Source organism: Zhongshania sp., from assembly GCF_041584495.1.
Lineage (GTDB): Bacteria > Pseudomonadota > Gammaproteobacteria > Pseudomonadales > Spongiibacteraceae > Spongiibacter.
In genome coordinates this window covers 1-13757 of the sequence record NZ_JBFHDY010000041.1, presented here as the reverse complement: position 1 = coordinate 13757, position 13757 = coordinate 1, and the positions used below count along the sequence as shown (strand labels likewise).

The window sequence follows — 13757 nt, the reverse complement described above, 5'->3', positions numbered from 1 at the left end:
TAGCAAATAGCAGACGCAATAAAGGCGCCACCGGGCGCCTTTATTGCGTGCTCAATCATCGAGAATTGACTTACAGCATTGCCAATAACTCAGCCGTTTTCGCTTCCATCAACGGTATATCGCCATCACTCTCCACATTGAGACGCACCACCGGTTCGGTATTGGACATCCGCACATTAAAGCGCCAGCCGTCAAAACTCATACTCAGGCCATCGGTAAAGTCTATCGCTGCCGCCAAAGGGGTGTAATGCGCTTCAATCGCCGCTATCACGGCTTTGGCATCAGCAACTTCGCGGTTTATTTCGCCACTACAGGGGAATAACGCGACTCGCTGCTCAACCAGCGATGACAAACTCGCCGACTTCACCGACATTAGTTGCGTTACCAGCAACCAGGGAATCATTCCGCTATCACAAAACGCAAAATCGCGAAAATAGTGGTGGGCGCTCATTTCGCCACCATACACCGCATTTTCGATCCGCATCCGCTCCTTGATAAAGGCGTGACCCGTTTTACATTGCACCGCAGTGCCGCCAGCCGCCTCAACAATGGCAATGGTATTCCAAGTAAGGCGCGGATCATGAACAACTTTTTCACCTGGATTTTTTAGTAAAAAAGCTTCGGCCAATAAACCCACGACATAGTAACCTTCGATAAAATCGCCGGTCTCATCAAAGAAAAAACAGCGATCAAAATCACCATCCCACGCCACCCCCAAATCGGCGCCATGCTCTTTTATTGCATCAATACTGGGCTGACGATTTTCTATCAACAAAGGGTTTGGCACACCGCTAGGGAAGTTACCGTCGGCCTCGTGGTGCACACGAATAAATTCAAACGGTAAATAGGGTTCCAGCAGATCAACAACGCGACCAGCCCCGCCGTTCCCGGCATTAACGACAATTTTTAGCGGCGTTAACGATTCGACATCAACATAGCTCAGTAGATGTTCAACATAGGCGGACGACGTATCCAAGGCCTGAAGGCTGCCGCGTGTTGCGACTGGCACAAACTCATTTTTCTCCGCCAGCGCTTTAATGTCGAAAAGACCAGTGTCACCACTGATCGGCTTGGAGCCTTCACGCACAAACTTCATGCCGTTATAGTCTTTAGGATTATGGCTTGCAGTGACGGCAATACCGCCATCCATTTCCGCATGGGAGGTGGCGAAGTAAATTTCTTCCGTCCCGCACAAACCAATATCGTAAACATCCACACCCGCGTCGCGCAGGCCTTCGGTCAAGGCACCTTTAATCGACTCACTGCTTAGGCGAATATCATGACCAACCACGACTTTCTTCGGCTGTATCACCTCGGCAAAAGCGCGCCCAATTCGATAGGCAATATCTTCGTTTAGTTGATCGGGAACACGACCGCGCACGTCATAAGCTTTAAAACACGTTATCGCACTACCATTCACGACGAGGCCTCGCTATACACATTCTCGTAAACGTAGTTGGTCGCCTCAATAAAGCCCGGCACGCTACCACAATCAAAACGCTCACCACGGAATTTATAGGCGAGCACACAGCCATTTTTTGCCTGCGTCATCAGCGCATCAGTCAACTGAACTTCGCCGTTTTTACCTGGCGGGGTGTTACGCAAAATATCGAAAATATCCGGCGTTAAAATATAGCGACCAATAACCGCCATATTGGTTGGTGCGTCTTCTGGTTTGGGTTTTTCCACCATGGAACTAACACGGTACAAGCCATCGCCCATTTCCTCACCCGCAATGACACCATATTTCTCAATCTCGTCCATCGGCACCTCTTGAATCGCAACAATGCTGCAGCGAAACTGTTTATACAGCGCCACCATCTGCGCCATAACGCCGTCATCTTCTTGGTTTAGGCATAAATCGTCGGACAAAATCACGCCAAAAGCCTCATCACCAATCAAGCATTCACCGGTCAAAATTGCGTGACCCAGGCCTTTCATTTCGCGCTGACGCGTCATCATAAACGTGCCTTCGTTTAGCACATTGCGAATACAGTCAAGATAGCGCTCCTTGCTCGTTCCCGCAATCTGGCTCTCTAATTCGTAACTAATATCAAAGTGATCCGCGATGGCGCGCTTACCGCGACCGGTTACCAGGGCTATTTCTTTTAATCCCGCCTGAATCGCCTCCTCTACGCCATACTGCACGAGAGGCTTGTTAACGATGGGCAGCATTTCCTTGGGCATGGATTTGGTTGCGGGAAGAAAGCGCGTGCCGTAACCGGCGACGGGGAATAAACATTTTCGAATCATAATATTTCCTAAAGTGCTGTCGGGAGCCATCCCGAATCCTTGTAACGAGTGTTAACGCTGCGGACATTTTCCCAACAGCTGCGACGCTTGGCAAGCACCGCCCTTTTATCGCCTTTTTGTGACAGCTCAATGACAGCAAGCATCACGCCAATACTGACATTTTAATGTGCCAGCTAAAACCTTCGTGCTAAGATAAGCGCTACATTTTCAAATTGAAACTATGGCCTCATGTCTCTAATCCATCAAAATAGCTTTACCAAAGAAGAACTCATCGACTGCGGACACGGCAAATTATTTGGTCCCGGTAACCCCAAGCTCCCCGTAGACAATATGCTAATGGTAGACCGGATTACCCACATTAGCACTGAAGGCGGCAGCTACGACAAAGGCGTGTTAGTGGCCGAACTCGATATCAATCCAGACCTCTGGTTTTTTGACTGCCACTTTAAAGGCGACCCTGTGATGCCCGGCTGCCTAGGCCTTGATGCGATGTGGCAGCTGGTTGGTTTTTACCTCGGCTGGCGCGGCAACAGCGGCAAAGGCCGTGCGCTCGGCGCGGGCGAAGTAAAATTCACCGGCCAAATACTGCCCGACGCCAAGCTTGTCACCTACACCCTGAACTATAAGCGCCTTATTGAACGCAAGCTTATATTAGGCATAGCCGATGGCGAAGTCGCCGTAGACGGCAAGGTAATCTACACCGCAAAAGATTTGCGCGTTGGCCTATTTAAAGACGACGCCAGTTTCTAATATTTCCTGAAAACCCAATTAATACTACAGATAAGATAATGAGGTATCCGATGAAGCGTGTTGTCGTAACCGGTATGGGGATTGTATCCAGCATCGGCAATGATTTGGCAGAAGTACTCACATCATTGCAAGAGGGTAAGTCGGGAATCGCGTTCAATGAAGAGTACAAGGAAAAGGGATTTCGCAGCCAAGTTTCTGGCTCTATCAAAAATCTCGACCTTAAAGAACGCATTGACCGCAAGCAGCTGCGCTTTATGGGCGATGCCGCCGCCTACGCCTATATCGCCATGCAGGAAGCGGCTACTGACTCCGGCCTAGCAGAAGACCAAGTTAGCAATGTCCGCACAGGTATAATTGCGGGCTCTGGCGGCGCTTCTTCCGCCAACCTCATTGCGTCTGCCGACACACTGCGCGAGCGCGGCGTGAAACGCATCGGGCCCTACCGCGTCACCCAAACCATGGGCAGCACCGTCTCGGCCTGTTTAGCCACGCCCTTTAAAATCAAAGGCGTGAACTATTCAATTTCCTCTGCGTGCGCAACCAGCGCCCACTGCATTGGCAATGCCATGGAGCTGATCCAGCTCGGCAAACAAGATGTGGTGTTTGCTGGTGGCGGCGAAGAAGAACATTGGTCATTAAGCTGCTTGTTTGACGCCATGGGCGCACTATCAACCAAGTATAACGCCACTCCCGAGAAAGCATCTCGGCCCTACGACGCCAATCGCGACGGCTTTGTTATTGCGGGCGGCGCAGGCATGATCGTGCTTGAAGAGTTAGAGCACGCCAAGGCGCGCGGTGCGAAGATATACGGCGAGATCGTCGGCTACGGCGCTACGTCAGACGGCTACGACATGGTCGCACCAAGCGGTGAGGGCGCGGCACGCTGTATGGCCCAAGCACTCCAGGGCGTTGATGGCGATGTTGACTACATCAACTCTCACGGCACATCGACGCCAGCCGGTGACATGCAGGAATTAAAGGCGGTCAAGCAGGCCTATGAAGGCAAAACCATTCCAACAATAGGTTCCACCAAATCCCTCGCTGGCCATTCACTAGGCGCAACCGGCGTGCAAGAAGCCATTTTCTCGCTACTGATGATGAAGCATAATTTCATTGCGGCCTCAGCCAATATTGAGACGGTTGACGACGAAGCAGCTGGCGTGCCGATCGCACTGACGCGCCAGGACAACGTCACGCTGAATACGGTGATGTCGAATAGCTTTGGCTTCGGCGGCACCAACGCCAGCTTGGTATTTCAGCGTTATCAGGCGTAAAACTGCCTAGTGATGCTTGCAGCGCAATGCGTTGCAAGCATCCCCTCGCCGGCATGCCTCAGCATGATTCTCTTAGCAAATATCCCGTAAAAAAATCACGTCAACACGGTCACCACGCTCCAAGGTTTTACCAATAGGGATAATCGCCAAGGCATTGCTCCACGATACCGATGACAATGCCCCAGAGCTTTGTTGCGGATAAATTTCAACCTCCATACCTGCTTCGCCCGGCGTCACTCTAGCGCGCAAATATTCTTGTCTAGACCCTGCGCGCCGCCAGTCAAATAGGGCCTGCGCCGACCACTGCGGCGGCTGTAATTGGGTCGCACCCTGCATTTTTAGCAGATAGGGCCGCACCAACAGGCAAAAGGTCACAAAGCCCGACACCGGATTACCCGGTAGACCAAAAAACGGCACAGCCGCTACCCGACCATAGGCTAGCGGTTTGCCCGGTTTAATCGCCAGCTTCCATAAACTCAAAGACCCTAAAGCCTCAACCTGGCTTTTGACGTGATCTTCTTCACCAACTGACACGCCGCCACTGGAAATTACCACATCGGCCGTTGCCGCTGCTCGTACCAAAGCATCTCTGGTCGCCTGCGGCGTGTCGGCGACAATGCCAAGATCAACCACCTCAGCGCCCAGCGACGCAATCAGCGCAGCTAACATTGGCCGATTAGAATTATAAATTTGCCCCGCGGCAAGGACCTCATCAGGCTCGCGCAACTCATCACCGGTCGACATTAAGGCTACGCGCAGCCGACGCCCGACCCGAACAGATGCAACCCCCAGCGAGGCCAACAAACCAAGATCAGCAGCCAATAATCGATGCCCCTTAAGCAGTATTCGCTGCCCCGCGGCAATATCTTGGCCTCGGCGTCGAATATGCTGGCCTAAGCGTGGCACGGCATTCACTTGAAGCATGTCGCCAACAAGCTCGCAGTCTTCTTGCGCGACAACCGTATCGGCGCCCGCAGGAATTGACGCGCCAGTGAATATTCGTGCAGCAGTGCCCGCTTGCAGAGCGCAGGGATTCGCACCTGCAGGTATCCGCTGGCTGACTCGCAGCGGTGCGCCCGCGTCCAGGTCGTTCAGACGCAGCGCATAGCCATCCATAGCAGTATTATCCAGCGGCGGCACGTCAATGTGCGCACAAACATCAGCAGCCAGGATGGCGCCCTGCGCCTGTGCTAAATTTCGCGACTCAGCGCCCCACGATGGCACATCTGCCAACAATTGGTGCAGCGTCTCAGCCACAGAGCGCAAGACCATGATTAAAGACCTCCGCCCCTACGGGCCTTTAACACCCCAACGAAATTACAGGGGCTATGACGGCTATCAAGCTGCTCACAAATAATGGATTGCCACGCCGTTTTACAGGCACCCGTCGAACCCGGCATACAAAAAATAACCGTATTATTCGCTAGTCCAGCAATAGCGCGCGACTGGATTGTTGACGAACCTATCTCTTGCAGAGAGACCGAGCGAAAAACCTCACCAAACCCGTCGATAACCTTGTCGAATAGCACGGCCACTGCCTCGGGCGTTGAGTCACGACCAGAGAATCCAGTCCCCCCGGTGAGCAATATCGCTTCAATACGTGGGTTTGCAATCCAGGCTGACACTGTTGCGCGGATCTGATAGACGTCATCTTTAACTATTTGCTTATCAATTAAATGGTGACCCGCAGCACCGAGGGCTGCGACTAAATATTGTCCCGAACTGTCCGTACTCTCGTCGCGGGTATCTGAAATCGTCAGCACCGCCATCCCCAGCGGGATCAAATCTCCATTAGCACTCATTTCGACGTCTCCTCACAAACGGTTTTTATCATGCGCGGCAAATACGCCCGCCATGGCAGGCGCTTAATACCAAAATCTTGCAAGATGCGATCGCAGCTTAGCTCTGGCACCTCAGGGCACCACGCTGCACCCTCTTCATCAACCTCTAAACCCGCCATTGGCGCAACAAATTGCGACGCAAAAGCACACACTACTTCGGCAAACTCATAGGCACTGGCTCCACCGCTACTGCAATAGTGGTACACGCCACCACATGCCGCGCCACAACTAATTTGGTCAACCAGACCCGATACTACCCGCGCTAAATCAGCAACCGGCGTCGGATAGGAAACCTGTACATCATTTAAGCGTAGCGTTTCGCCATCGCGCATAGTTAGCAAACAATCACGGAGAAAATTACCCTCCTGTACCGCAATCAACGGTCCAGTGCGCAACACCAAGCCAGACGCTTCGCTAGCAATCAGCGCGCATTCCCGCGCCGTGAGCTGCTCCCCAGCGATGCACTTGGCGCCTGGGGTATCTGCCTCATAAAATGCGATACCCTCATTATCACGCGCACCAAATACTCTGCCATCACTCAGCAATAAATAAGGAACACCTAATTCTCGACAGCGGGATAAAAACACCTCCAGCAAACCGAGCAAGCGTTCATGCTCAGCATGAGGAAATGCCACGTTACGCTGCAGAAAGCTTAGCGCGTCAGCATCAATCACCAGCGCGCCGCGCAGCAATTCATCACCGAGCCCGGCCAGTTCACCAAAAGACACATTGATACTCGCGCGCCCCCTCGCTGCAAACTGACTAAGCAGTGCAGTCACCAAGGCACCCGGTCGAGAAATCACAATTACATTCACAGAACAATCACAGAATTCAGCAGTTAAAGCAGGCGTTTAAACCCGCAGGAATGGCAAAGATGACAGGATTCAGAATGCCAGAAAAGTCATCAACATTACTCAATACGCCATTGATGCGCAAGAAATTATCAACCTCACGCCACACTTACAACCGCTCTTTAGCTCACAAAAAAGCCCCAACACGTGGGGCTTTCAGCTGGATACTTTACACAAACTGCTAAGTAGTCCTTAGAATGGGATATCATCATCAAAATCGTCAAAGCCGGCAGGCGGGTTTTGCGCTGGCGCTGCTGCGCGATTTTGCTGCGGAGGCGGCGCACGACGCGGCGCGGGCGCTGCAGCCTGGCCCTGAGGCGCTTGCTGTTGACCATAACCACCATCATCGTAATTGCTAGCGCCACCAGAAGCACCACCGCGACTATCGAGCATCTGCATTTCAGCTGCAACTATTTCAGTCGTGTACTGATCCGCCCCTTCTTTATTCTGCCATTTGCGAGTACGCAGCGAACCTTCGACATAAACTTTGGAACCTTTTTTCAAATACTCACCAGCGATTTCGGCAAGGCGATTGAAAAAGACCACTCGATGCCACTCGGTGCGCTCCTGAGGTTGGCCGCTCTGCTTGTCCTTCCACGTTTCGCTTGTTGCGATGGTGACATTAGTCACGGCGCCGCCAGAAGGCATGTAACGGGTCTCGGGATCCTGGCCCAGATTTCCGACCAAAATAACTTTATTTATACCACGCGCCATGCGATCTCTCCTGTTTTTCTATGGATGCGAACCAACGCCCGCAACAGACACTGCACTATACCGGATTCCGCCGAAAGCGGCCATTAGCTACCCAACTGCAGACCTTCAGGCAAATTGGCCAAATCAAAATCACTGCCTACCTGCAAATAAGCAATACGCTCGCCTTCCAGCACCGTAATATCTAAGGCGCCGGGCAAGGCGAGAACCTCACGGCGTATATCCGCTACATCCCATGCCCCAAACTGCCAGCTTAAAACGATATTCTCTGATTTGAGGGGAACCGACATTCCCCAAGCAACAATCAACCAAACTCCGGCGAGTATCGCTGCCCCGGCAAAAACCGCACTCGCCCCCCAGCGACCAAATAAGCCGCCGCCAATCGCGCCGCCGCAGAACGCGCCAAAAAACTGAAAGGTTGAATAAACCCCCATAGCGGTGCCTTTGCCTCCGGCGCAAACAGTCTTGCTTACTAGCGAAGGCAACGACGCCTCCATTAAATTAAATGCCACAAAAAATAAGGTGATGATAATAAGCAAAGAGGTAAAGAGTTGCCCCCAACACGCTGCGGCAAACAAGGCTAAAACAATAGTGGCAATACCAAGTAAAAACACCTCCCGCATTTTATTTTTGGTTTCTGCAATAATAATAAAAGGCACCATGGCAACAAAGGCGACCACCATCATCGGCAAATACACTTGCCAGTGATCATCACGGGACAAGCCCCGCTCCTCCAAAATTCCCGGCACAGCGATGAACATCGCCATTAAAATCGCGTGCAGACTAAATATACCGAGATTGAGGCGCATTAAGTTGCGGTCGTTAAGGCAGCGCGCCAACATCCCGCTCAGCGATTGACTGTCAGCATCCACGCGCCGAGCATCAGGGTTCGGCACAAGAAATAAGGTAATCAAAACACCTAAACCGGCAAGGATAGAGGTGCACAAAAACAGGCCTGAAACACCAAGCCATGAAGCCATTAACGGCCCTATCACCATGGCAGCGGCAAAGGACACCCCAATGCTCACCCCAATCACAGCCATGGCCTTTGTTCGATGCTGCTCCCTAGTAAGATCAGCGAGCAATGCAGTTAAGGTACTTGCTATAGCACCAGTACCCTGCAATAAACGACCAACAATAACACCAAAAATAGTATCGGCACCGGCAGCCACCACACCGCCAGCAATGAACAATAACAAGCCGCTAATGATAACCGGTTTACGCCCGATATGATCCGACAGCATGCCGAGCGGCACCTGGAAAGCAGCCTGCCCCAGGCCGTAGATACCCAACGCCAGACCGACTAGCACCGGCGTGCTATAGTCATATTCCGCCGCGTACAAACTTAGTACCGGCAACAGCATAAACAATCCAAGCATGCGAAAGGCATACAGGCTTGCCAAGGACACAATCGCGCGGAGTTCAGTTGCACTCATCGAATGATGGTTCAAGGGCGAGGAAATCCTAAAAAAAATTAAGAGGTTTGGATGTCATTCTAACAGCTATGCTGCTGCCAAAAAACCATCCATATTAGCAGCGACCTTGCTTTGCGCCGCATGGTGTCGACGTCGTATAATGCCCGGTTTATTAGGCCGGGAAAAAATATGGATCGGATTATCGTCCGCGGTGCCCGCACCCACAACCTAAAGAATATCGATCTTGATATACCCCGCGACAAACTTGTCGTGATTACCGGACTGTCCGGTTCCGGTAAGTCATCACTCGCCTTCGACACGCTCTACGCCGAAGGTCAGCGCCGCTACGTTGAGTCCTTATCGACTTACGCACGACAGTTTTTGTCAATGATGGAAAAGCCCGATGTCGACCACATCGAAGGCTTATCACCGGCCATTTCGATCGAACAAAAGTCGACCTCCCACAACCCGCGCTCCACCGTCGGCACGATCACCGAAATTTATGATTATCTGCGCCTGCTTTTTGCTCGCGCAGGCGAGCCTCGCTGCCCCGACCACAACGTCGCGCTTTCCGCGCAGACGGTCAGCCAGATGGTCGACACTGTCCTGGCTCTGCCCGATGGCAGCAAGCTGATGCTGCTGGCGCCAATTGTTCAAAATCGCAAAGGCGAACATATTCACACCTTTGAAAAACTACGCAGCCAAGGCTTTGTCCGCGCCAGAATAAACGGCCTCGTAACCGATTTAGACGATTTACCCACCCTAGATAAAAACAAAAAGCACACTATCGAGGTCGTGGTTGATCGCTTTAAAGTCCGAGAAGGCCTAACGCAACGGCTCGCGGAATCGTTTGAGACCGCACTAGAGCTGACCGACGGCATTGCCAGCATTGCCGATATTGACAATGACAAAGCAACGGAATTAACGTTCTCATCAAAGTTCGCCTGCCCTCACTGCGGTTACAGCCTCTCTGAATTAGAACCTCGGCTGTTTTCGTTTAACAGCCCGCTCGGCGCCTGCAGCAGTTGCGACGGGCTTGGGGTTAAGCAATTCTTTGACTCATCCCGCATCGTGCAGCATCCAGACGTGAGCTTATCGACCGGCGCGATTCGCGGCTGGGATCGGCGCAGCGTCTATTACTTCCATATGCTCACGTCCCTAGCCGAGCACTACGGCTTCGACATCGACGCGCCCTTTGAAGAGCTGAGCGATGAGCACCGCCAAAAAATTCTATTCGGTAGTGGCAAAGAAGAAATCAGTTTCACCTATATCAATGATCGTGGCGACAACTTCCAGCGCAAGCACCCCTTCGAGGGCGTGATCCCCAATATGGATCGCCGCTACAAAGAAACCGAATCGCAAACTGTTCGGGAGGAATTAAGTAAATTCTTAAATTCGCAATCCTGTCCAGACTGCGCGGGCACGCGATTACGCAAAGAAGCGCGAAATGTATTTATTCTCGACAATACCCTACCGGAAATCACCGCCATGCCGGTTGGCGCCGCACGGAAATATTTTAACGAACTGGAGCTCAGCGGTCGTCGCGGCCAGATAGCCGAAAAAATTCTGAAAGAAATTAACGATCGCCTGCGCTTTCTCGTCGACGTTGGCCTTAACTATCTTACGCTGGACCGCAGTGCCGACACTTTGTCTGGCGGCGAAGCTCAGCGTATACGCCTTGCTAGCCAGATTGGCGCAGGCCTCGTCGGTGTTATGTACATTCTCGACGAACCCTCGATTGGCCTCCACCAGCGCGACAATGAGCGCCTTTTAAAGACCCTTCGCCACCTTCGCGATATCGGCAATACCGTCATAGTGGTTGAGCACGACGAAGACGCCATTCGCACCGCCGATCACATTATCGATATCGGCCCCGGCGCCGGGGTACACGGCGGCCGCGTCATTGCAGAAGGTAAAATCGAAGATATTTTAAATAGCCCTGAGTCCCTCACCGGCCAATATTTATCGGGAAAGCGCGCGATAGCGATCCCAAAAATACGCCATCCCGTTACTCCAGATCAATGCCTGCGGATAGAAGGCGCGACCGGTAATAACTTACGGGATGTCGACCTGACCATCCCGCTAGGGCTAATGACCTGTGTCACCGGCGTTTCTGGCTCGGGCAAATCCACACTTATCAACCACACCCTCTACCCCGTGGCAGCAACCGTACTTAACGGCGCGACCACATTAACACCCGCGCCACATCGCGCAGTAACCGGCCTAGATCAAGTCGATAAATGCATCGATATTGACCAAAGCCCCATTGGTCGTACCCCGCGCTCAAATCCCGCAACCTATACCGGTATATTTACGCCGATTCGCGAACTCTTTGCTGGCACTCAGGAAGCGCGCTCGCGGGGCTATAAGGTTGGCCGCTTTAGCTTTAACGTTAAGGGTGGACGCTGCGAAGCTTGTCAGGGCGACGGGGTCACCAAGGTTGAAATGCATTTTTTACCCGACATTTATGTCGCCTGTGAAGTTTGCCGCAGTCAGCGTTACAACAGAGAAACCCTGGAGATCGTCTACAAAGGCAAGAATATCCACGAAGTATTGGATATGACCGTAGAAGACGCCAACACCTTTTTTGAAAACGTACCGTCGATCAGTAAAAAACTGCAAACTCTGATGGATGTTGGCTTAAGCTATATTCGACTGGGGCAAGCTGCCACCACATTATCTGGCGGCGAAGCGCAGCGGGTAAAACTCGCCAAGGAACTATCAAAGCGTGACACCGGCAAAACCTTGTACATCCTCGACGAACCCACCACAGGACTGCATTTTGAGGACATTCAATTACTGCTTACGGTTTTACATCGCCTGCGAGATCACGGCAACACCGTCGTCGTTATCGAACATAATCTCGACGTGATCAAGACTGCAGACTGGATCGTTGACCTTGGCCCCGAAGGCGGAAGCGGCGGCGGCATGATTATCGCGGAAGGCACCCCCGAGGACATCTCCACCATGAGCCAGTCCCACACCGGGCATTTTCTTGCGGACGTTCTCAAGCTCGCCAAGCAGCGCAGCGCTTAATCGCGGCTGGGTCGGTCTTTGACTGGCCCAGCACACCAAAAGCCAATTTTAAGACAAAAAAAAGCCGACTTAAAAAGTCGGCATTTTTGCTACGTCGAGACCTACTCGTCGTCAGCTTCTTCTACTACGGGGCGGTCGACCAACTCAACATAAGCCATTGGCGCCTTATCACCAGCGCGAAGGCCGCACTTCATGATCCGGATATAACCGCCCGGACGGCCTTCGTAGCGAGGACCTAGGTCAGTAAACAGCTTACCAACAGCAGTATTACACCGCAGCCTGGCAAAAGCCAAACGACGATTAGCAACACTGTCTACCTTTGAAAGGGTAATCAAAGGCTCTGCATAACCGCGCAGCTCCTTTGCCTTTGGCAAGGTGGTTTTAATCATTTCGTGCTCTACCAACGACGCCGTCATATTCCGGAACATCGCTTTACGATGTGAGCTATTACGGTTTAATTGACGGCCACTATGACGATGACGCATGGCTTTTTCCTTTAATAAACGTTGCTATCTCAGCAAAAAATATTCGAGAGTGATCACTTAAAATTAAGCGAGTACTCGGTCGTCGTTTCTAAGACTTGCTGGCGGCCAGTTGTCTAGGCGCAAACCCAAAGACAAACCACGCGATGCCAATACGTCTTTAATTTCAGTCAGCGACTTCTTACCAAGGTTTGGCGTTTTCAGAAGCTCAACTTCCGTGCGCTGCACCAAATCACCGATGTAATAGATATTCTCCGCTTTCAGGCAGTTGGCAGAGCGCACTGTCAGCTCTAAGTCATCTACCGGACGCAGCAGAATAGGATCTACTTCGTTCTCTTCACGTGACGGCTCATTCTCACCCTCGCTTTCAAGATCAACGAATACTGCCAGCTGTTGCTGAAGTATGGTTGCCGCACGGCGAATCGCTTCTTCGGGATCTATCGTACCGTTGGTCTCTAAATCAAGAACCAATTTATCTAAGTCAGTACGCTGCTCAACACGAGCACTCTCAACCACATAACTTACGCGACTGATTGGGCTGTAGCTGGCGTCCAATTGAAGACGACCGATTGAGCGGGTTTCTTCTTCGCCATTATCACGAGCGTCTGCTGGCACATAACCGCGACCGCGAGCGATAGTCAGGCGCATATTAATCTCGCCGTCGTCGTTTAGGTTCGCAATAACGTGATCGGTGTTAACTATTTCGATTTCGTGATCAGTCTGGATATCACCTGCAGTAACAACACCCGGTCCTTTTTTATTCAAGCTCAAAATTGCTTGATCTTTGCCGTGCATGATTACTGCAACTTCTTTCAGGTTAAGCAGGATTTCAATAACATCTTCCTGCACACCTTCCATTGCACTGTACTCATGCAATACACCATCTATCTCAACTTCGGTGATTGCACAGCCCGGCATAGAAGACAGCAAAATACGGCGCAAGGCATTACCCAGGGTATGACCGAATCCCCGCTCCAGCGGCTCCAAGGTCACTTTCGCGCGCGTCTGGCCAAATTCTTCAACTTGGATGACACGCGGGGTTAAAAATTCATTGACAGCACTTTGCATAATTCACCTGTAGTGATTTGTCCGGAGGTTAACTTACTTCGAGTAAAGCTCAACGATCAATTGTTCGTTGATCTCT

General features: G+C 51.8%; 13 protein-coding genes. 3 read left to right on the top strand and 10 right to left on the bottom strand.

From position 1 onward, the window contains the following. Positions 1-70 precede the first annotated feature (70 nt). Together ABYP33_RS08860 and galU are read right to left on the bottom strand one after the other, a co-directional pair. A complete protein-coding gene (locus tag ABYP33_RS08860; protein WP_373090435.1) occupies positions 71-1420 on the bottom strand; it encodes a phosphomannomutase in 1350 nt (449 codons plus the stop codon). Beyond that, positions 1417-2253, bottom strand: coding sequence for a UTP--glucose-1-phosphate uridylyltransferase GalU (galU, locus tag ABYP33_RS08855; protein WP_373090434.1), 837 nt, complete (start codon positions 2251-2253; stop codon positions 1417-1419). Before galU ends, ABYP33_RS08860 begins: the two co-directional genes overlap by 4 nt. A gap of 228 nt (positions 2254-2481) precedes the next feature. Between galU and fabA the strand changes: the two genes are divergently transcribed. Beyond that, positions 2482-3003, top strand: coding sequence for a bifunctional 3-hydroxydecanoyl-ACP dehydratase/trans-2-decenoyl-ACP isomerase (gene fabA, locus ABYP33_RS08850; protein ID WP_373090433.1), 522 nt, complete (start codon positions 2482-2484; stop codon positions 3001-3003). Between the two features lie 50 nt (positions 3004-3053). Next, positions 3054-4277 carry a beta-ketoacyl-ACP synthase I gene (fabB, locus tag ABYP33_RS08845; protein WP_373090432.1) on the top strand — a complete coding sequence of 408 codons (1224 nt, stop codon included), beginning with the start codon at positions 3054-3056 and terminating at the stop codon, positions 4275-4277. Positions 4278-4349: 72 nt separating this feature from the next. On the opposite strand, the gene glp is transcribed toward fabB, so the two are convergent. The 6 genes from glp to ABYP33_RS08815 form a co-directional block, all read right to left on the bottom strand. Further along, complete coding sequence (gene glp, locus ABYP33_RS08840; RefSeq protein WP_373090431.1) at positions 4350-5549, bottom strand: gephyrin-like molybdotransferase Glp; 1200 nt, start codon at positions 5547-5549, stop codon at positions 4350-4352. A 2-nt stretch (positions 5550-5551) separates the two neighbouring features. Further along, a complete protein-coding gene (gene moaB, locus ABYP33_RS08835; protein ID WP_373090430.1) occupies positions 5552-6079 on the bottom strand; it encodes a molybdenum cofactor biosynthesis protein B in 528 nt (175 codons plus the stop codon). Next, positions 6076-6933: a sugar nucleotide-binding protein gene (locus ABYP33_RS08830; protein WP_373090428.1), complete on the bottom strand. Its 858-nt coding sequence runs from the start codon at positions 6931-6933 to the stop codon at positions 6076-6078. The genes moaB and ABYP33_RS08830 overlap by 4 nt, the downstream gene beginning before the upstream one ends. Positions 6934-6949: 16 nt before the next feature. Beyond that, positions 6950-7078, bottom strand: a complete 129-nt coding sequence (locus tag ABYP33_RS08825; RefSeq protein WP_373090427.1) for a hypothetical protein — start codon at positions 7076-7078, stop codon at positions 6950-6952. A gap of 83 nt (positions 7079-7161) precedes the next feature. Beyond that, entirely contained in the window at positions 7162-7683 is a 522-nt protein-coding gene (ssb, locus tag ABYP33_RS08820) for a single-stranded DNA-binding protein (protein WP_373090426.1), read from the bottom strand. Positions 7684-7766: 83 nt separating this feature from the next. After that, complete coding sequence (locus ABYP33_RS08815; RefSeq protein WP_373090425.1) at positions 7767-9131, bottom strand: MFS transporter; 1365 nt, start codon at positions 9129-9131, stop codon at positions 7767-7769. Positions 9132-9284: 153 nt separating this feature from the next. Here ABYP33_RS08815 and uvrA point away from each other — a divergent pair, with 153 nt between their 5' ends. Next, entirely contained in the window at positions 9285-12131 is a 2847-nt protein-coding gene (uvrA, locus tag ABYP33_RS08810) for an excinuclease ABC subunit UvrA (protein WP_373090423.1), read from the top strand. A gap of 101 nt (positions 12132-12232) precedes the next feature. Here uvrA and rplQ read toward each other — a convergent pair whose 3' ends face one another. Next, positions 12233-12616: a 50S ribosomal protein L17 gene (rplQ, locus tag ABYP33_RS08805; RefSeq protein ID WP_373090422.1), complete on the bottom strand. Its 384-nt coding sequence runs from the start codon at positions 12614-12616 to the stop codon at positions 12233-12235. Between the two features lie 63 nt (positions 12617-12679). Next, positions 12680-13681, bottom strand: coding sequence for a DNA-directed RNA polymerase subunit alpha (gene rpoA, locus ABYP33_RS08800; protein WP_008248297.1), 1002 nt, complete (start codon positions 13679-13681; stop codon positions 12680-12682). Positions 13682-13757 lie beyond the last annotated feature (76 nt).